Origin of the sequence: Sphingomonas sp., from assembly GCF_035317925.1 — a bacterium.
In the GTDB taxonomy this organism is placed as follows: Bacteria; Pseudomonadota; Alphaproteobacteria; order Sphingomonadales; family Sphingomonadaceae; genus Sphingomonas_I.
In genome coordinates this window covers 1-18,368 of sequence record NZ_DATHFV010000236.1, presented here as the reverse complement: position 1 = coordinate 18,368, position 18,368 = coordinate 1, and the positions used below count along the sequence as shown (strand labels likewise).

Here is an 18,368-nt window from a genome sequence, read left to right as displayed (position 1 = left end):
GAGGTGGTCGGCTTCTATGACGGCCCCGGTTTGTCGGCGGCGCGCGCGGGCAGCCCACTCGTCGCCTGGCTCGCCGCGCGCGAGCGGCGCATGTACGAATGGATGGCGAGCTATCGGCCCGACATCGTGCTGCGCCTCAACGTCGATGCCGAGACCGCTTTCCGCCGCAAGCCCGACCACAAGCCGGCCTTGCTCGCGGAAAAGGTGCGCGTGACGCCCTTGCTGCGCTTCCATGGCGCGCGCATCGTCGATCTCGACGCGACCGCCGCCTACGATCAGGTCCGCGATCAGGCGTTCGCGCGGGTGCGACCGATCCTGTCCCGCGCCGATCGGACTATCCGCGCCGCCGCATAAGCGACTATGGCGGCATCCGGACGCCGCAACACCGAGATCCGATGAACACCTCTTCTTCAGCCGCACCGGCGGCGCCCCTGATCGCGCTGGTCGGATCGGACGGATCCGGCAAATCGACCGTCGGCGAAGCCCTGCTCGCCTGGATGCGCGAGCAAAGGCCGACCGAGCTCTGCCATCTCGGCAAGCAGACCGGCAATATCGGCCGTGTGATCGCGCGCTGGCCGATCGTCGGCAAGAATTTCGACAAGACGCTCACCGCCAAGGCCGACAAGGCCAAGGATCCGCGCGGGCCGAGCCTGCTGACCGGCATCTTTATCTATCTCTTCTCGATGCGCCGGGTGCGCCGCTTCAAGCGCATGCTGGCCGTGCGCGCGCAGGGGATCGCGATCCTGACCGATCGCTTTCCCCAGAATGAGGTTCCCGGGCCGATGGACGGCCTTGGGCTCACCAACGCGCAGGGGCCGGTACTGCGCTGGCTCGCGCGGCGAGAACGCGCACAATATGATTGGATGGTGGCCCACCGCCCCGATCTGGTCCTGCGTCTCACGGTCGATTTCGACACCGCCTTCGCACGCAAGCCCGATCACCGGCCGTCGTCGCTCCAGACCAAGATCGCCGATCTCGCCCGCCTGACATTCGGCGGCGCGCCGGTGGTCGATATCGACGCGACACGCCCGCTCGACGAGGTGCTGGCGACGGCGAAGGCGGCGATCGCCAAAGTGCTGGCGGGCCGCACCCCGTGAAGCGGTGGTTCGCCGACGGCGTGTTCCGCGCGGTGCTGCGCAATGCGGGCTATCTCGGCTCGGGCAAACTGGTCGGCGCCTTGCTCGGCCTGATCTCCCTATCTTGCGCCGGACGCGGGCTGACGCCGGCCTTGTTCGGCATTTTGATGATCATCCACACCTACGCGACCGGTGCGGGCGCCCTGGTCAAGTTCCAGACCTGGCAGTTCATCGTCCGCTACGGCACCCCGGCCCTGCAGCGCGGCGACACCGATTTCGCGCGCGATTCGATCCGCTTCGCCTTCGGGCTCGACATTACCAGCGGGCTGGTCGGCATGGTCGGGGCGATGGTCGTGCTGCCTTTGCTGGCAAGCCATCTCGATATCCAGGGTCCGACGCTCGTCCTCGCCTTGATCTATTGCACGCTCGTGCCGACCATGTCGGCCGCGACCGCGATCGGCGTGCTGCGCATACTCGACCGGTTCGACCTGATCGGCGTGCAGCAGATCGTGACCCCGATCATCCGCGCGATCGGCGCCGCGATTGCCTTTTTCGGCCATCTCGGCTTCGTCGGGTTCGTCGCCACCTGGTATGTCGCCGACCTCGCGGGCGATCTCGTATTGTGGGGTATGGCGGCGCGCGAATTGAAGCGGCGCGGCATGCTCGACGCCTTCCGCCCCGGCCTGTTCGGCGTCGCGCATCGCCTGCCCAAGGCGTGGAGCTTCGTGTGGACGACCAATATCGCGCATTCGATCTATTCGGCCTGGGGCCCGCTCAGCAATCTGGTCGTCGCCAGCCTGCTCGGCCCGGTGGCGGCGGGCCTCTACAAGATCGCGGCGACTTTGATGGATTCGACCAGCAAGCCCGCCGATCTGCTCAGCCGGGGCTTTTATCCCGAAATCATGCGGCTCGATCCGGCGAGCAAGCAGCCGTGGCGGCTGGGCCTGCGCGTCGGCGCGCTCTCCGCCTGCCTCGGGATCGCGCTGGTGCTGCTGGTGATGGTCGGCGGCAAGCCGGTGATCGGCTTCATTTTCGGCCGCAAATATATCGCCGCGTTCGACCTGCTTCAGATCATGACCTGGTCGCTGGTCATCTCCACCGCCGCCTTCCCGCTCGAATCCCTGCTCTACATGGTCGATCGCCAGCGCAGCGCGCTGGTTGCGCAGACCCTGTCGGCGATCCTCTATCTGGGGCTGCTTTATGGGCTGACCCATATGCTGGGGCTGATCGGCGCGGGCATCGCGTTCCTGATCGGAACCGTGCTTACCGGGCTTTTCATGCTGATCCCGACGCTGCAAAGCTATCACAACCGCGCGCGTTACAAGCGGCACCCCCATCTGGACCTGGCCGAGATTTGAACATCACCCTCGACGCCAGCGCGCTCGACCAGCGCCATTTCAGCCGGGCGCAGCTCGACGCCTTTTTCGACGCCATCCTGATCAATGACGAGGTCGATGCCGAAACGCCGTTGCCGGAGGCGGTCGCGTTCGATTTCGAGCCGATACTGTTGATCGATTGCTACCGGCTCTCCCGCCAATTGTGGAAGGAGGGCGTCGATCGCCGCGCGATGATCGCATTGACCGCCAAACTCCGGCGCGATCGCGACCTGGGACCGGAAGACCGGCTTGCCTTCAAATATGCGCGCGCCAAGATCAAGCAGGTCCGCTTCGCCTGCGCCCTGTTCGGGGCGCACCATAGCTACCCTACCATCCTCGACTGGATGACAACCGCGCTCGGCCATCTCCAGGACGCATTCAAGACCGGGCAAAGGGCGGCGGTGTGGCGCGAAGCCTTGCTGTGCCGCCTGTTCCTCGCCCGTGGGCCCTACGCCTTGCTTCGTCGGGGGATCGATCGGCTGCGGCCTGCGACCAGCGCCGGCTTTCGCGCCTATCTGTTCGACCAGATCGACGGTTTGCGCGACATACTCGCGCGCGGCACGCTCACCGGCGCGCAATTCCACGCGGCGCGCAAAGTCATCAGCCGCCAGATCGCCTTCTACACCGCTCTGGATGTGATCCAGCCGTCAGAGCGGAATCATCGCATGACGCGCCTGCTCGCGGCGATCAACGGCCGGATGGGCAGGATGCACGACGAGCTGGTCGATCGCCGTGAGGCCGGCACGCTGGATTATCACGGGCATCATTTCGATCTGCCCGACGATATCCGCGCGCGGTTGACCGCGCTCGTCAGCCTCTACCCGGCCGGCCCGGCATCATGAGACTCGCGCCCGAAGACCAGCAAGCGACTTTGCTGATCGTTGGCGGCGCGCTGGTGAGCGCGGCTGCCTTGACCTGCTGGTGGTTCGGAATGGACGCCCGCCTTCATCAGAGCATGCACCTGTCACACGCGCTCGCGCCGATTTTCATCCGGCTGACGGCGTTGGGCGGTTTCGCTGTCATGGGGCCGGTCGCGCTGATCGGCTGTGCGTTCCTGATCGCGCGCAAACGGCGGGCCGAAGCCGCCTGGCTGTTCCTGACCATCGCCATCGGACGGCTGGGGATCGAGGGGGTCAAGCTGGCCTTTGCGCGTCCGCGTCCGCCCATGGCCGACTGGCTTACTTCGGTCAGTTCGTGGAGTTTCCCCAGTTCGCACAGCGCCGGCACGATAATGACGTGCGTCGCACTGGCCCTGCTGTTCGGGAGCGGCGACGGCGCGATCCTGGCTGCCCTGCTCGCCGCATTGTTCATCGGCTGGACCCGGATCGCGCTGGGCGTGCACTGGCCAAGCGACGTCCTCGCCGGCTGGGGGATCGGGTTGTTGTGGCTGGGGGTCAGCCTGAGCCTCTATAATTCGCTCGGCCTGCAGGCCGATTCCACGCGATCGCTGGACGAGGGGTGATGGTGCCGGCCGTCGGACTCGAACCGACGACCTACCGCTTACAAGGCGGTTGCTCTACCAGCTGAGCTAGGCCGGCACTTCCTTGCGGCCCATGCTTCAGAAGCGCGGAAATTGCCAGCGTCTCCGCTTATCCGGCGGCCTGAACCGCCAGCGCTTCGCGGACGCGGGCCAGGGCCGCGACTTCCGGGGCGGCCTCTCCCATCAGCGCCCAGGCGCCGCCGATCGCGAAGCTGCAATGGCCGTGGACGGTTGCGATGAGCGAGCGCGTCAGCGTCGCGACCGCCTCGTCCGGCGCACGGTGCAGCGCGCGTGCGACCTCGCCGATCACGATTTCGGTCAGGATCGCGCGTGCATTCTGGTCTTTCTGGGGCAGGACGAGTCCATCGGGCAGATGGTGGTCGTAGATCGCGTTCCACAAATGCGTGTTGGCGCGCGCGAATTCGAAATAGCCCGCCACCAGGGCCGCGATCCGGTCCTCTCCCGCAACCGCCAGCCGCGCCCGCAAATGCGCCGCCCACAGCAGGAAGGTGCGCGTGTTGATCGCGGTTACCAGCCGGTCATAGGTGCCGAACACATTGTGGATCGTCCCGATCGAATAACCGATCCGCTTCGCCACCTCGCGCGCGGAAAAGCGCGCCAGCCCCACCTCCGCCATCAGTTCGGCACCCGCCGAAAGAATCAGCGCTTCCAATTGCTCGCGGCTGTGATCCGAACGCCTGCCCATGGCGCACCTCCTATATCGAGAATTGAGCAGTGTCTAATTTATATATTGAGCGCTGTTCAATTCATGCTAGAAGAGCACCGAATCTGGAGATTGACCGATGGTGATGCTGGTCCTGATCGCGATGTTCGTGCTGGTTGGTTATCTGTGGCGCCAGGTGCAGGCGCTGCGCGAGCGCGTCGAATTGCTGGAAATGGCACCGGGCTGGATACCGGTGCCGGATCAGTTCGAAACGATCGAACCCGCCGCGCCGCCAGTCCCGCTCGATCCGGAACCGGCCATGCCGCAACCGGCCGACATTCCCGAACTCAATGCCGTTGCCGAAGCGGCGCCGGCGCCCCGGGGCCCGATCGAGCAAGCGCCGCAGCCCGAGCGCGGCTGGAGTTTCGAGGATATTTTCGGCCGGCGCCTGCCGATCTGGGCCGGTGGCGTGACACTGGCGGTCGCGGGCTTTCTGATCGTCAAATATTCGATCGACGCCGGCCTGCTGTCGCCGATCACGCGGGTGATCATGGGGCTGATCTTCGGAACCACGCTGATCGGTGCCGCCGAACTGGCGCTGCGCGCCGACGAAAAGGTGCGGGATCCCCGCATCCGCCAGGCCTTGTCCGGGGCCGGTATCGCAACCCTGTTCGCGGCGATCCTGGTGGCGGTAAATCTCTATCACCTGATCGGCCCGATGACGGCCTTCATCGGCATGGCGCTCACCACCGCGCTCGCGATCGGTCTGTCGCTTCGCTTCGGTGCGCCAAGCGCGATACTCGGCCTGATCGGCGGTCTCGCGGCGCCGGCGCTGGTCGGCTCGACCCAGCCCAATATCCCGCTGCTGACGCTCTATCTCGCGCTGACCGTGGGCGGACTCTCCTCCGTCGCCCGCCATCAGCGCTGGTGGTGGCTGGGCGCGACCGCACTGACGGGTGGCTTCGGCTGGGGCCTGCTGCTGATCTTCAACGGCCTGCTCGATCTGTCGCAGACGCTGTCGGTCGGCCTTTACACGCTCGCGCTCGGCGCTGCTTTGCCCTTGCTCCTCGTCGGGGACCGCGCGCCGGTGGTCCGCCTCGCCGCGAGCATCGCCGGCTGCGCGCAAATGGCCGCCCTGGTTGCGCTCGGCGGCTTCGCGCTGCTCGATTGGGGGCTGCTCGGACTGATCTCGGTCGCCGCTTTGTTTCTGTCGCGCCGCGAACCGGTGCTCGCCGAAGTGCCGGCGCTGGCGCTGGGCGTCGCGATCCTGCTCGCCGTAAGCTGGCCCGCGCCGATGGCCAATGCGCTCGCTCTGGTGCTGGCGGGGATCGCGTTGATCCATGCATTGCCCGCCGCGCTCCGCGTCTGGACCCCGGCCGCGCGCAGCATCGACGCACCGATCCTCGCCGGATCAGCGCTGGCGATCGCGATCCTGCCCGCATTTCATTTCCCGCACGTCGCGCCCTTGCTGCGCGCCTGGCCGGCTTTGGCCGGGGCGGTCATGGCGGCGGGGGTCGCGGGCTGGGGCTGGAGCGACCGGACGCGCTGCACTGGCAGCCGGTTCGCGATCCTGGCCGCCGCCAGTGCCGCCTCGCTTGGCTTCGCCGATGCGTTCGGGCTGGCGGAATGGACGTTGCCGGGCGCCGTTGCACTGCTCGCGCTCGGCCTCCAGCTGCTTGGTCTTGCGAGCGCCAACCGTCATGTCGAGCGCACGGCCTGGGCGTTCGGCGCCGCCTCGCTTGCCCTGCTCCTCCCGAACATGGACGAGCCCGTGAATTGGGTGGCCGGGGATTGGTCGACCTTCGCCCGCTGGGCCATCCCGGCGGCCGCCGCGGTTGGGCTCGCCTGCACCGCGCCGCGCCGTGTTGCGCAGATCGCGCAGGCGCTGGCGGTCCTGCTCTTCTATTCCGCCTGCGCGCAGGTCGTCCCGGGCGACTGGTTGCCGATCGTCCCGCCGCTCCTGCTCGCGTCGCTCGCGGCGACGGGCCGGGAAAAGCTGTGGCCGGCTGCGGCGGCGGCCGCGGCGGTGGCGATTTGCTGGGCGGTGGCGCCGCTGGTCGAATGGCTGTTCCGGGGCGGCTATTCCGCGCTGACCGGGGAGCCCTTCTATCTTTCAGGGGATGCCCTGTGGCCGACCCTGCGCCAACTTGCCTTGCCCGCTTTGGCGCTTGGACTGACGGCCATCCGCCTGCCCATGCCGCAGCGCGCACGCATCGCCACCGGCATTGCCGCCACCCTGTGCGGCATGGCCGCGGCGCATATCGCCTATCGACACCTGATCGTGATCGACAGCCGATCCGACTTCATCGCGCGCGGTATAATGGAGCGCACGCTTTGGGAAATGGCACTAGCCATCGTCGCGACCGCCGCCTGGGCGCTGCGCAAGCCACGGATCGCGCTGTTGCTGGGCGGAGCCGCGCTTGCGCATTTCTTCTGGTTCACGATGCTGCTCCACAATCCGCTCTGGTGCGATCAGGCGGTGGGCGTCTGGCTGGCTTTGGCCTACGCCATCGCCTTCGCCCTGGTCTGGGCGTCGGACTGGCTGCTGCCCGACATCCGGCGGCCGCGCGGATGGGCGATGATGGTGCTGATCGCGCTGTTTGCCTTCTCGCTGCTGCGCCAGATCGCGCACGGATCGATGCCGCTGCGGCTCGGGGTCGACGGGACGGAGGATATCGCCCGATCGGTTCTCGCCATCGCACTGGCGGTCGGCTTCCTGCGTTACGGGATCGCGAAGACGGCGAGCGATTGGCGGCTGGCCTCGCTCGGCCTGATGCTGGTCGCGGTGATCAAGGTCTTCCTGTTCGACGCGGCGGGGCTCGACGGCCTGCTGCGGATCGGATCCTTCGCCGCGCTGGGGGTCAGCCTGATCGGGGTCGGGTGGCTCTATAGCCGCTATCTGCCCGACGCATCCCGTTAAGAATTGGCCTATATCCCCGCAAATCCAAAGGGAGGGATGATGTCCGCACCGGATCTGTCGCTGCTCGGGAAGCGCCGCCTCGGGCCGTTGTTCGTCGTCCAGTTCCTGGGCGCCTTCAACGACAATCTGCTCAAGTTCGCGTTGCTCTTCCTGGCCAATTTCGGGCTCTACGCGGCTGACCCGCACAAGGCGGAAATGCTCGCGACGATCGCGACCGGGCTGTTCATCCTGCCTTATTTCCTCCTGTCCGCACTCGCGGGGCAGATCGCGGACAAGTGGGACAAGGCGCGGCTGATCCGGCTGGTGAAGGCAGCCGAGATCGGCATCATGGCGCTCGCGCTGGCCGGATTCTGGTTTCAGTCGGTGCCGGTTCTGCTCACCTGCCTGTTCCTGATGGGCGTGCATTCGACCATCTTCGGGCCGGCCAAATATTCGATCCTGCCGCAGCACCTGGGCCCGCACGAAGTGATGGGTGGCACCGGCCTGATCGAAGCCGGGACGTTCCTCGCCATCCTCGCCGGTCAATTGCTCGGCGGCGTGATCCCGCCCTGGCAAGCGGGGCTGGCGGCAACAGGCATCGCCGTGCTGGGATTCGCGGCGAGCTTCGCCATTCCGCCCGCCCCCGCCGCCGCACCGGGGCTGCGTGTCGAACGCAACCTGTTCAAGGGCACATGGAAGATCATGGCCGCGGCGCGGGGCGGCCGCGGCGTGTGGCTCGCGATCCTCGGCATCAGCTGGTTCTTTTCGGTGGGCGCGGTTTTGCTGTCCGAATTCGCGCCACTGGTGAGCGGGACGTTGGGCGCGGCCGCCAGCGTCGTCACTTTGTTCCTGCTGGTCTTCTCGGTGAGCGTCGCGGTCGGCTCGGTGGTGGTCAACAAGCTGCTGCGCGGCGAAGTCTCGGCGCGCTATGTGCCCGCGTCCGCGCTGGCCTTGTCGTTGTTCCTGATCGACCTGTGCGTCGCTGCGCGCCATTTCGCCGCCGTGACGCCGCATGCCGACGTCCACGCCTTCCTTGCCACGAGCGGGAGCTGGCACATATTGTTCGCGCTCGCGGGCATCGCCTTTTCCGGCGGCATCTTCATCGTGCCGCTCTACGCGATCCTGCAGACGCACAGCGCGCCCGCCGAACGATCGCAGATCATCGCCGCCAACAATGTCGTCAACGCCTGCGTCACGGTGCTGATGGTGGCGATCGTCACCGCGTTGCTCGCAAGCGGGGTCGACGTGCCCGGCATAATCGGGATGCTCGGCTTCGCGACGCTCGCGGTCGCCTTGATCTCCTGCTGGCTGCTGCCCGAGACTTTGCTCAAGGCGCTGGTGCGCGGATTGCTGATCCTGCTCTACCGGGTCGAGGTGCATGGCGGCGAAAATATGCCGCAGCCGGGCGAGCGCGCGGTGGTGGTGGTCAACCACGTCTCGTTCCTCGACGGCCTGCTGCTCGCGGCCTTCCTGCCCGGCAGGCCGACGTTCGCGGTCGCAACCTCGATCGCCAAAGCGTGGTGGGTGAAGCCGTTCCTCGGCCTGTTCGACGCCTTCCCGGTCGATCCCACCAACCCGATGGCAACCAAGGCGATGATCAAGGCTGTGCGCGAAGGGCGTACCCTGGTGATCTTTCCCGAAGGGCGCATCACCGTCACCGGCGCGCTGATGAAGATCTTCGACGGTCCGGGCATGGTCGCCGACAAGGCCGACGCCCCGATCGTGCCGGTGCGCATCTCCGGCGCGCAATATACGCCCTTCTCGCGGCTGCGCGGGAAGATACGCCTCCGGAAATTCCCCAAGATCGCGCTCACGATCCTGCCGCCGCGCCGCTTCGCAGTGGAGGGCGACACCGCCCGTCAGCGCCGCGCCGCGGCGGGCCGCAAGCTGTACGACGTGATGAGCGACATGATCTTCGCCACGTCGGATATCGACCGGACCTTGTATCAGGCGCTGATCGACGCCGCGCACGTCAACGGCGCGAAGACGGCGATCGTCGAGGATATCAAGCGCGCGCCGCTTACCTATCGGCGGTTGCTGGCCGGAAGCCTCGCGCTGGCGCGTCCGCTCGCGGCGACAACCAGCGCGGGCGAGGCGGTGGGCGTATTGCTGCCCAATGTCAGCGCGGTCGCGGTGAGCTTCTTCGCGCTGCAGGCGATCGGGCGCGTGCCGGCGATGCTCAACTACACCGCCGGGCTCACCAATTTGAAGGCGGCGTGCACCGCCGCCGAGGTCCGCACGATCCTGACCGCGCGCGCCTTCGTGACGCAGGCCAAGCTGGACGAGACGGTTGCGGGGCTTGAGGCATCCGGCATCCGTATCGTCTATCTCGAGGATATCGGCGCCGGGATCGGCACGTTCGCCCGGCTGCGCGCGCTGATCGCGACGCGCTGGGCGGCGCGCCTGCATCGCCGCCACCGCGTCTCGCCCGCCGCGCCCGCGGTGATCCTGTTCACCAGCGGATCGGAGGGCCTGCCAAAGGGTGTGGTCCTCACCCATCGCAACCTGCTCGCCAACTGCCTGCAGCTATCGGCGCGAATCGACTTCAATCGCTCCGATGTGGTGCTCAACGCGCTGCCCGTGTTCCACAGCTTCGGCCTGACCGGCGGGACGTTGCTGCCGATCCTGTCAGGCGTGAAGACCCTGCTCTATCCGAGCCCGCTTCATTACCGGATCGTGCCCGCGCTCGCTTACGATTCCAATGCGACGATTCTGTTCGGCACCGACACTTTCCTGTCGGGCTATGCGCGGATGGCGCACGGCTATGACTTCTACTCGCTGCGCTACATCTTCGCCGGCGCGGAGCGCGTGCGCGACGAGACGCGCAAAGCCTATGCGGAGAAGTTCGGCCTGCGCATCCTCGAAGGCTATGGCGCGACCGAGGCCGCGCCGGTGATCGCGGTCAACACGCCGATGCATTTCCAGGCCGGATCGGTCGGGCGGCTCCTGCCCGGAATCGAGGCGAGGATCGAGCCCGTGCCGGGAATTGGCGAAGGCGGCCGCCTCTCGATCCGCGGACCCAACATCATGGCCGGCTATCTCAAGGTCGACGCGCCGGGCGTGCTGCAGCCGCCCGCCGAAGGCTGGCACGACAGCGGCGATATCGTGACGATCGACGAGGCAGGTTTCGTCACCATCCGCGGCCGCGCCAAAAGGTTCGCCAAGATCGGCGGCGAGATGATCTCGCTGCCCGCGGTCGAGGGCTATGCCGCGAAGTTGTGGCCCACGGCGGAGCATGCGGCCGTCACACGTCCCGATCCGCGCAAGGGCGAGCAGCTCGTCTTGTTCACGACGCAAAGCGGGGCCGGCATGTCCGCATTGCAAGCCTGGGCCCGCGCCAACGGCGTGACCGAACTGGCGATCCCGCGCGACATCCGCGTCGTCGCGGCGCTGCCGGTGCTGGGCACGGGCAAGCTTGATTATGTGACGATGGGGACCTGGGCGGCGACGCCGGCCTGACGATCAGACCGTGAAGCTCTCGCCGCAGCCGCAGCTGCCCTTGGCGTTGGGATTGGCGAAGACGAAGCCGGCGGCGAAATCGTCCTCGACCCAGTCTATGTTGCTGCCGATCAGATAGAGCAGGCTCGCGCCATCGATGTAGAGATCGCCGCCCGGGGTCGAGAGTTTCTCGTCCATCGGGTTGGCGGCGGTGATGTAATCGACCGAATAAGCGAGGCCCGAACAGCCGCGGCGCGGGGTCGACAGCTTGACGCCGATCGCGCCGTCGGGCGCCTGGCCCATCAATTCGGCGATACGCGCCTCGGCCGTAGCGGTCAGCGTCAGCGCGGCAGGGCGGGGGCGAAGCGTGGTGGCCATTACAGCATTCCCAGTTCGAGCTTGGCTTCGTCGGACATTTTCTGCGGATCCCACGGCGGATCCCAGACGAGGTTGACGTCGGCGAGGCCCACGCCCGGCACCGATCCGACGCGCAATTCGATCTCGCCCGGCATCGATTCGGCGACCGGGCAGTGCGGCGTGGTGAGCGTCATCGTCACGGTCACATGCGCGTCATCGGTGATGTCGACGCCGTAGATCAGCCCGAGATCGTAGATGTTGACCGGGATTTCGGGATCGTAAATCTCCTTGAGCGCGTCGATCACGCGCTCGTAGAGATCGCCGCCGACCTCGCCCGGCGTGACGCTGGGCTGCGGAGCGAGAAAGCCCGCCAGATAATCCTTCGGGCGCGCGGCCTCTTCGGCCATATCCTCGACACGCGCCTTGGGCGGCGCCGGCGGGGCCTCGCCGATCTCTTCGATCTCGATTTTCCGTTCCTGGTTCATCCGAAGATCCGCCTCACGCGCTCGATACCCTTAATCAACGCATCCACATCGGCCGGGCCGTTGTAGACGCCGAAACTCGCCCTTGCCGTCGCCGGCACCCCGAGCGCCTCCATCAAGGGCTGCGCGCAATGGTGGCCGGCGCGGATCGCGACCTGCGCCTCATCCAATATGGTGCCGACATCGTGGGGATGAACCCCCTCGACCGCGAAACTGACGATGCCGGCCGAATCCTCGGGTCCGAACAGGGTCACGCTGTTGAGATCGCGCAGCGCCTCGCGCGTCTGCCGCACCAAAGCGGTTTCATGCGCGTGGATCGCATCGAGCCCGATCGCGTCGACATAATCGATCGCGACATGCAGGCCCAAAGCGCCGACGATGTGCGGCGTCCCCGCCTCGAACCGCGTCGGCGGCGGAGCGTAGGTGGTGCGCTCGAACGTGACCTTGTCGATCATCGAGCCCCCGCCCTGCCAGGGCGGCATCGCGTCGAGCAGTTCGGGCCGCGCCCACAGGCAGCCGATTCCGGTCGGACCGTAGAGTTTGTGGCCGGAGAAAACGTAGAAATCGCAATCGAGCGCGGCAACGTCGACCGCGAGGCGCGGCACCGCCTGGCAACCGTCGATCAGGATCTTGGCGCCGACCGCATGCGCCAGATCGGCGGCGCGGCGCACATCGAGCAGCGAGCCGAGCACGTTCGAAACATGCGCCAGCGCGACGAGCTTGTGCTGTGGCGTGAGCATCGCCTCGACCGCATCGAGATCGATCTTGCCGTCCTGCGTCAGCGGCGCGACGTCGATCTCCACGCCGGTGCGGTCGCGCAAAAGCTGCCACGGCACGATGTTGGAATGATGTTCGAGCTGGCTGAGCAATATGCGGTCGCCGGCCTTGAGGAAGGTGCCGCCCCAGCTTTGCGCGACGAGGTTGATCGCCTCGGTCGCGCCGCGCACGAACACGATCTCGTTCGCTGAGCCGGCATTGAGGAAGGTCGCAACCCGCTGGCGCGCCGCTTCGTAGGCGAGCGTCATGTCGGCCGAGCGCTGATAGACGCCGCGATGCACCGTCGCGTAGGTTTCGCCATAAGCGCGCGCGATCGCGTCGAGCACGGGCTTCGGCTTTTGCGCGGTAGCGGCGGTGTCGAGATAGGCCCAGCCGTCCGGGATCGCCGGGAAGTCCGCGACGAGGTCGAGCGGGCGAGCCTCCCCCTCCCTTCCAAGGGAGGGGGTCGGGGGGTGGGTTCGGCCGTCGAGGTTCAGCATCTGAATGGAATCACCCACCCCAACCCCTCCCTTGGAAGGGAGGGGCTTAGTTGTCGTCGCCCCGTTCACAGCAACCGCTCCAGCGCCGCGTCGATCGCGGCGGTGAATTGTGCTTCGTCCGCCGAACCGTCGAACAGCCCGCTGACGAAGGCGCGCAGCAGCAGAGCCTTGGCCTCCGCCGGCGGCAGGCCACGGCTGGCGAGATAGAAGAGCGCCTGCGCGTCGAGTTCGCCGACGGTCGCGCCATGCGCGCACTTCACGTCGTCGGCGAAGATTTCGAGTTCGGGCTTGGCGTTCACGGTCGCGGTGCGATCGAGCAGCATGCCCTTCACCGACTGGACCGAGTCGGTCTTCTGCGCGTCGCGCGAGACAGCGACCTTGCCGAGATAGGAGATCGTCCCCTTGCCGCCGGCGATGCCGCGCACCGTCTGGCGGCTGGTCGCGTTCGCCTCGAAATGGCGCACGGTCGTGATCAGCTCGACCGTCTGGCCTTCGCCCGCGATCAAAGCCGCATCCAGATCGAACGACGCGCCTTCATACAGCGTCACGTCCATCGCCACCCGGCCAAGCTGGCCACCGGTGTTGACGAGCTGCATCGCGAACGACGCGCCGACGCCGATCTCGACCGTGTAATCGCGCACCACCACCTGATCGGCGGCGGCATCCTGGACCAGGCTCAGCCGCCGGCTGTCGCCCGCCGCGACGATGATCTTGTCGGGCACCGGCACCGGCCAGACGCGACCGAGCGCGGCGAGGTCGCTATAGCGCCAGGCTTCGTCGCGCTTGGTCGGCAGGCTCGTCATGCGGCGATGTCCGCATAGCCCTCGGCCTCGAGCTGGTGCGCCAGCTCGGGCCCGCCCGAGCGGACGATGCGGCCGCCGGCGAGGACGTGGACGAAATCGGGTTTCACATAGTCGAGCAGGCGCTGGTAATGGGTGATGAGCAAAACCGCGCGATCGGGCTTGCGCATGATGGTGTTGATGCCCGCCCCGACGCTGCGCAGCGCATCGATATCGAGCCCGCTGTCGGTCTCGTCGAGGATGGCGAGCTTGGGATCGATGATCCCCATCTGCACCATCTCGGCGCGCTTCTTCTCGCCGCCGGAGAAACCGACATTGACCGGGCGCTTGAGCATCTCCGGATCGAGCCCGAGCGCATCCGCCTGCGCGCGCGCGCGCTTGATGAAATCGCCGCCCGACAAGGGCTCCTCGCCCCGCGCCCGGCGCTGCGCGTTGAGCGCCTCGCGCAGGAATTGCAGGTTGGACACGCCGGGGATCTCGACCGGATATTGGAAGCCGAGGAACAGGCCCGCGGCGGCGCGCTCGTACGGCGCCAGCGCCAGCAGATCGGCGCCCTCGAACGTCACCGAACCTTCGGTCACTTCGTAACCGGGCCGGCCCGACAGGACATAACCAAGCGTCGACTTGCCCGCGCCGTTCGGCCCCATGATCGCATGGATCTCGCCGGCATTGAGCGAGAGCGAAAGGCCCTTGAGGATCGCCTTGCCATCGACTTCGGCGTGGAGGTTATCGATTTGGAGCATTGTTGCAGACCAGAATCCGGTTGATCAAAGGAGAGGGTGAGCAGCCACTTGGAAAGGCTGCCACTAAAGCACCAAATCCTAGCGGGGCAGTCAGCACGACCACGGCCGCGAATTGCACGAACACATAAAACCAGAACGTTCCGGAAGCGCTGGCTCGTTCAATCGATGCCCCCCGCAGCGTGGCAACGCCGTATTTAAGCGAGCGAAAGAGAGCTCGCACTGCGAGCGCGTCCGCCAGAAGGCACATTATGCCGAGGAGGTAGACCAGGATCATCCCACGCTGCCCTCAAGGCTGATCCCCAGCAATTTCTGCGCCTCGACCGCGAACTCCATCGGCAGTTGCTGCAGCACTTCCTTGGCGAAGCCGTTGACGATCAGGGCGACCGCCGCTTCCTGATCGAGCCCGCGCGACATGGCGTAGAAAAGCTGGTCGTCGCTGATCTTGCTGGTGGTTGCCTCATGTTCGATCTGCGCGGTCGGGTTGCGCACCTCGATATAGGGCACGGTGTGTGCGCCGCAGTCGCTGCCCAAGAGCAGGCTGTCGCACTGGGTGAAGTTGCGGACATTCTCCGCGGTCGGGCCGACGCGGACCAGCCCACGATAGGTGTTGTCGGATTTGCCGGCCGAGATGCCCTTCGACACGATCGTCGAGCGGCTGCCCTTGCCGAGGTGAATCATCTTGGTGCCGGTATCGGCCTGCTGGCGGTTGTTGGTGACCGCCACCGAATAGAATTCGCCGACGCTATTCTCGCCCGCGAGCACGCAGCTCGGATATTTCCAGGTGATCGCGCTGCCGGTCTCGACCTGCGTCCACGAAACCTTGCTGTTGCGGCCCTGGCAGAGCGCGCGCTTGGTCACGAAATTGTAGATGCCGCCCTTGCCATTGGCGTCACCCGGATACCAATTCTGCACGGTCGAATATTTGATCTCGGCATCGTCCATCGCGACCAATTCGACCACGGCGGCATGGAGCTGGTTCTCGTCGCGCATCGGTGCGGTGCAGCCTTCGAGGTACGAGACGTAGCTGCCCTTGTCGGCGACGATCAGGGTGCGCTCGAACTGGCCGGTATTGGCGGCGTTGATGCGGAAATAGGTGCTCAATTCCATCGGGCAGCGCACGCCTTCGGGAATGTAGACGAAGGTGCCGTCGGAGAAGACCGCCGCATTGAGCGCCGCGAAATAATTGTCGTGGATCGGCACGACCTTGCCGAGCCATGTGCGGACCAGATCGGGGAATTCCTTGAGCGCCTCGCTGATCGACCGGAAAATCACGCCCGCGCGCTCGAGCTCGGCGCGGAAGGTGGTCGCGACCGAGACGCTGTCGAACACGGCATCGACCGCGATCTTGCGGCTGCCCTCGACGCCCGCGAGCATCTTCTGCTCCTCGATCGGGATGCCGAGCTTTTCGTAGACGCGCAGGATTTCGGGATCGACCTCATCGAGGCTCCCGATCTTCGGCTTCTCCTTGGGCGCCGCGTAATAATAAGCGTCCTGATAATCGATCGGCGGGATGTTGAGCTTGGCCCAATCCGGCGCTTCCATCGTCAGCCAGTGGCGATAGGCCTTGAGCCGATAATCCAGCATCCACTCCGGCTCGCCTTTCTTGGCCGAGATGAAGCGGACGATGTCCTCGTTCAGGCCCTTGGGCGCGAATTCCTGCTCGATGTCGCTGGAGAAGCCCCATTCATAGGCCTTCTCGGCGGCGGCATAAGCGTCGGCGTTCTTGGTCGCCATTATGCGGGCACCTCCATACTGGAGGCTTCGCGCGGCGCGGACACGGCCAAGGTCGCGAGGCTGACGCCCGCGAGCGCGCCGCGCATCGCATCGTTGACCGCATTCCAGTGCGGCTTGACCCGGCAGGTCTGCTCGACCGCGCATTCGTGGCGGCCATGATCGACGCAGGTTGTCATCGCGATCGGCCCTTCGACCGCCTCGACGATATCGGCCAGGCTGATCGCGGCCGGATCGCGCGCCAGTTTGAACCCACCGCCGGTGCCGCGCGACGAGACGATCAGCCCCGCCGCCGCGAGCCGCCCGACCAACTTCTGCGCGGTCGGCAACGGCACGCCGGTTTCCTCGGCGAGACAGGTCGCGCTCAGGCGCGTCTCTCCCCGGCGCGCGGCGGCGGCGAGCATGACGACGGCATAATCGGCGAGGTTTGAAAGACGCATCTTACCTAATCGGACTGATTCGTTCCGATTGGGCAAATGGTCGTTCGGGGTGAAGGGGTCAACCCCTCCAAGCCGTCACCCCAGCGAAAGCTGGGGTCTCAGGAGGCATGCACATCGCATCGCCTCCTGAGATGCCAGCTTTCGCTGGCATGACGGAGAGTAGGGTCAGATCAGGCGAAACGGATCGCGCTGCGGCGGCGGCGCATCATGCCGCCGACCAGACCGAAGCCGCCGAGCATCATCGCCCAGCTGGCCGGCTCCGGCACCGAAGCGACTTCGAAATTGTAGCTCGCGTGCGGACCGTTGGCGAAATTGACGTTCACATCGTCGACCGCGCCCTTGAACGAGCCGGTCCAGCCCGAACCCACGCCGACGCTCATGCCGGTGACGGTCAGGTCGTGGCCGCTATTGCCGGCGAGCCATTCCGCGAAGGTCTTCTCGCCACCGTCCGCGGCCGCATTCTTCGGCCCGAGCGCGCTGTTGGTCGCCCAGATCACGCCGCTGTCGAGCGTGGCGGTGACCGTGGTCCAGTCGCCGACGACGGCGTTGCCGCCCTGCTGATAGTAATTTTCGAAGACCAGCGAGCCCGCCCACAGGCCATCCTTGCTGATATCGAGCCGCATCACCGGCGCCAGCGTCGCCATCGTGGTCGACGAAGCATCACGGTAATAATCGTAGGAGATGCTGGTCAGATCCGACAGCGCGAGGGGCTGCGCGAACAGGAATTCCAGATCGGCTTTCGCCGATGTGCCAGTGGTTTCGAAAAGCGCCGATCCGTTGCCGTCGTGCGCATAATCGGTCGTGATGCCGACCGTGGCGCCCCCGCCGACGTCCGACTGAAACCAGACACCATTGCCTGCCGATGCGGTGTCGCGCGCATTGCTCGGCGCGGACGAGCTGGTCTGCGTGCCGGTCGCGCCGGTCGTGGTCGTCGCGGTCGCCGTGTTCAGCGGCGCAAGGCTGGTGTTGTAGACGGTCTGCGCATTCGCGGCAGACGCGGCCATCGCGAGCGCGACGGCGCCAAGAAGCTTGCTCATCCGGTAATCCCCCCAAAGTCGGCCTAATTACCTCGGCCTGCGGCGCGGATTTGAGTAAATAAGACGTTAAGTCAAGCACAAGAGGGCGAAACGCGGTTAATTGGGGGCCGTATCCATAGATCGCCGCGAATCGTTGCTAAGCCGTAACGCTTTCCCAGAAGGCGATTGTTCGCTTTACCGCACGTACATTGCCATCGCGTCGCGGCGGAACTGCGCGGCGCTGTCGGCGCGGCTGTAGAACATGTGGCCGCCGGCATAGAGGTTGAGCTTGACCCGTTGCGGTACGCCGAAGCCGGGCATCTGATCGATGATCAGCCGGCTCGCGAAATAGGGACAGGACAGATCGTCCATGCCGTGCGCGATCATCACCTGCATCTTGGGATCGTTGGCGATCGCCTTGCGCAGATCGGTCACCGGCGCGTCGCTCTTATCGGCATCCCAGGCGCGGTTCACCTCATAGGACAGCAGATTGTAACGCGCATCGACCTTCCAGCCGACCTGGTTGGTGATCAGATCGACCGCGGCGCTGGTGGCGGGTGCGATGATCGCGTCGAGAATCGGATCGTTCGACTGTTGCTCGGGCGAGCCC

The 18,368-nt window shown here is 66.2% G+C and carries 16 protein-coding genes, 1 tRNA gene and 2 pseudogenes; 7 read left to right on the top strand and 12 right to left on the bottom strand.

All coding sequences use genetic code 11. The features are described 5' to 3' along the window. The 5 genes and pseudogenes from VK533_RS17200 to VK533_RS17180 form a co-directional block, all read left to right on the top strand. Positions 1 to 354 (top strand): annotated as a pseudogene (locus VK533_RS17200) (nucleoside triphosphate hydrolase); the annotation flags it as partial. A 41-nt stretch (positions 355 to 395) separates the two neighbouring features. Then, entirely contained in the window at positions 396 to 1,097 is a 702-nt protein-coding gene (locus VK533_RS17195) for a nucleoside triphosphate hydrolase (protein ID WP_324379980.1), read from the top strand. Then, positions 1,094 to 2,434, top strand: a complete 1,341-nt coding sequence (locus tag VK533_RS17190) for a lipopolysaccharide biosynthesis protein (protein ID WP_324379978.1) — start codon at positions 1,094 to 1,096, stop codon at positions 2,432 to 2,434. Before VK533_RS17195 ends, VK533_RS17190 begins: the two co-directional genes overlap by 4 nt. After that, the gene (locus VK533_RS17185) at positions 2,431 to 3,294 is read left to right on the top strand and encodes a hypothetical protein (protein ID WP_324379976.1); all 864 of its coding nucleotides are present in this window, start codon (positions 2,431 to 2,433) and stop codon (positions 3,292 to 3,294) included. The genes VK533_RS17190 and VK533_RS17185 overlap by 4 nt, the downstream gene beginning before the upstream one ends. Continuing rightward, the gene (locus VK533_RS17180; protein WP_324379974.1) at positions 3,291 to 3,914 is read left to right on the top strand and encodes a phosphatase PAP2 family protein; all 624 of its coding nucleotides are present in this window, start codon (positions 3,291 to 3,293) and stop codon (positions 3,912 to 3,914) included. The genes VK533_RS17185 and VK533_RS17180 overlap by 4 nt, the downstream gene beginning before the upstream one ends. Here the strand turns inward: VK533_RS17180 and VK533_RS17175 are convergent. Both VK533_RS17175 and VK533_RS17170 read right to left on the bottom strand, forming a co-directional pair. Then, positions 3,915 to 3,990, bottom strand: a tRNA-Thr gene (locus tag VK533_RS17175). 51 nt (positions 3,991 to 4,041) lie between these two features. Further along, positions 4,042 to 4,638, bottom strand: coding sequence for a TetR/AcrR family transcriptional regulator (locus VK533_RS17170; protein ID WP_324379972.1), 597 nt, complete (start codon positions 4,636 to 4,638; stop codon positions 4,042 to 4,044). Between the two features lie 97 nt (positions 4,639 to 4,735). Here VK533_RS17170 and VK533_RS17165 point away from each other — a divergent pair, with 97 nt between their 5' ends. Together VK533_RS17165 and VK533_RS17160 are read left to right on the top strand one after the other, a co-directional pair. Continuing rightward, on the top strand, positions 4,736 to 7,516 hold the full coding sequence (locus VK533_RS17165) for a DUF2339 domain-containing protein (protein ID WP_324379971.1): 2,781 nt from the start codon (positions 4,736 to 4,738) through the stop codon (positions 7,514 to 7,516). A 39-nt stretch (positions 7,517 to 7,555) separates the two neighbouring features. Beyond that, positions 7,556 to 10,954, top strand: a complete 3,399-nt coding sequence (locus tag VK533_RS17160) for an acyl-[ACP]--phospholipid O-acyltransferase (RefSeq protein ID WP_324379969.1) — start codon at positions 7,556 to 7,558, stop codon at positions 10,952 to 10,954. A 3-nt stretch (positions 10,955 to 10,957) separates the two neighbouring features. Here the strand turns inward: VK533_RS17160 and VK533_RS17155 are convergent, their stop codons facing one another. From VK533_RS17155 to VK533_RS17110, 10 genes and pseudogenes are all read right to left on the bottom strand, one after another. Continuing rightward, positions 10,958 to 11,311 carry an iron-sulfur cluster assembly accessory protein gene (locus VK533_RS17155; RefSeq protein ID WP_324379967.1) on the bottom strand — a complete coding sequence of 118 codons (354 nt, stop codon included), beginning with the start codon at positions 11,309 to 11,311 and terminating at the stop codon, positions 10,958 to 10,960. After that, a complete protein-coding gene (locus VK533_RS17150; RefSeq protein WP_324379965.1) occupies positions 11,311 to 11,775 on the bottom strand; it encodes an SUF system Fe-S cluster assembly protein in 465 nt (154 codons plus the stop codon). The genes VK533_RS17155 and VK533_RS17150 overlap by 1 nt, the downstream gene beginning before the upstream one ends. Then, complete coding sequence (locus VK533_RS17145) at positions 11,772 to 13,028, bottom strand: cysteine desulfurase (RefSeq protein WP_324379982.1); 1,257 nt, start codon at positions 13,026 to 13,028, stop codon at positions 11,772 to 11,774. The genes VK533_RS17150 and VK533_RS17145 overlap by 4 nt, the downstream gene beginning before the upstream one ends. A 65-nt stretch (positions 13,029 to 13,093) precedes the next feature. Then, positions 13,094 to 13,831, bottom strand: a complete 738-nt coding sequence (locus VK533_RS17140) for a SufD family Fe-S cluster assembly protein (protein WP_324379963.1) — start codon at positions 13,829 to 13,831, stop codon at positions 13,094 to 13,096. After that, positions 13,828 to 14,571 carry a Fe-S cluster assembly ATPase SufC gene (gene sufC / locus VK533_RS17135; protein ID WP_324379961.1) on the bottom strand — a complete coding sequence of 248 codons (744 nt, stop codon included), beginning with the start codon at positions 14,569 to 14,571 and terminating at the stop codon, positions 13,828 to 13,830. Before sufC ends, VK533_RS17140 begins: the two co-directional genes overlap by 4 nt. Next, positions 14,555 to 14,845: a hypothetical protein gene (locus VK533_RS17130; protein ID WP_324379959.1), complete on the bottom strand. Its 291-nt coding sequence runs from the start codon at positions 14,843 to 14,845 to the stop codon at positions 14,555 to 14,557. The genes sufC and VK533_RS17130 overlap by 17 nt, the downstream gene beginning before the upstream one ends. Continuing rightward, positions 14,842 to 16,305 (bottom strand): Fe-S cluster assembly protein SufB, encoded by a 1,464-nt coding sequence (gene sufB / locus VK533_RS17125; RefSeq protein ID WP_324379958.1) that lies wholly within the window; start codon positions 16,303 to 16,305, stop codon positions 14,842 to 14,844. Before sufB ends, VK533_RS17130 begins: the two co-directional genes overlap by 4 nt. Further along, the gene (locus VK533_RS17120; protein WP_324379956.1) at positions 16,305 to 16,742 is read right to left on the bottom strand and encodes an SUF system Fe-S cluster assembly regulator; all 438 of its coding nucleotides are present in this window, start codon (positions 16,740 to 16,742) and stop codon (positions 16,305 to 16,307) included. The genes sufB and VK533_RS17120 overlap by 1 nt, the downstream gene beginning before the upstream one ends. Positions 16,743 to 16,912: 170 nt before the next feature. Continuing rightward, positions 16,913 to 17,779, bottom strand: coding sequence for a PEPxxWA-CTERM sorting domain-containing protein (locus VK533_RS17115; RefSeq protein WP_324379954.1), 867 nt, complete (start codon positions 17,777 to 17,779; stop codon positions 16,913 to 16,915). A 174-nt stretch (positions 17,780 to 17,953) separates the two neighbouring features. After that, positions 17,954 to 18,368, bottom strand: a pseudogene (locus VK533_RS17110) (peptidase S10); the annotation flags it as partial.

Coding starts and splice junctions, on each gene's coding strand:
- VK533_RS17180 (WP_324379974.1), top strand. CDS start 3,291: ATGAGACTCGCGCCCGAAGACCAGCAAGCGACTTTGCTGATCGTTGGC.
- VK533_RS17150 (WP_324379965.1), bottom strand. CDS start 11,775: ATGAACCAGGAACGGAAAATCGAGATCGAAGAGATCGGCGAGGCCCCG.
- VK533_RS17145 (WP_324379982.1), bottom strand. CDS start 13,028: ATGCTGAACCTCGACGGCCGAACCCACCCCCCGACCCCCTCCCTTGGA.
- VK533_RS17120 (WP_324379956.1), bottom strand. CDS start 16,742: ATGCGTCTTTCAAACCTCGCCGATTATGCCGTCGTCATGCTCGCCGCC.
- VK533_RS17130 (WP_324379959.1), bottom strand. CDS start 14,845: ATGATCCTGGTCTACCTCCTCGGCATAATGTGCCTTCTGGCGGACGCG.
- VK533_RS17165 (WP_324379971.1), top strand. CDS start 4,736: ATGGTGATGCTGGTCCTGATCGCGATGTTCGTGCTGGTTGGTTATCTG.
- sufC (WP_324379961.1), bottom strand. CDS start 14,571: ATGCTCCAAATCGATAACCTCCACGCCGAAGTCGATGGCAAGGCGATC.
- VK533_RS17140 (WP_324379963.1), bottom strand. CDS start 13,831: ATGACGAGCCTGCCGACCAAGCGCGACGAAGCCTGGCGCTATAGCGAC.
- sufB (WP_324379958.1), bottom strand. CDS start 16,305: ATGGCGACCAAGAACGCCGACGCTTATGCCGCCGCCGAGAAGGCCTAT.
- VK533_RS17195 (WP_324379980.1), top strand. CDS start 396: ATGAACACCTCTTCTTCAGCCGCACCGGCGGCGCCCCTGATCGCGCTG.
- VK533_RS17115 (WP_324379954.1), bottom strand. CDS start 17,779: ATGAGCAAGCTTCTTGGCGCCGTCGCGCTCGCGATGGCCGCGTCTGCC.
- VK533_RS17170 (WP_324379972.1), bottom strand. CDS start 4,638: ATGGGCAGGCGTTCGGATCACAGCCGCGAGCAATTGGAAGCGCTGATT.
- VK533_RS17155 (WP_324379967.1), bottom strand. CDS start 11,311: ATGGCCACCACGCTTCGCCCCCGCCCTGCCGCGCTGACGCTGACCGCT.
- VK533_RS17160 (WP_324379969.1), top strand. CDS start 7,556: ATGTCCGCACCGGATCTGTCGCTGCTCGGGAAGCGCCGCCTCGGGCCG.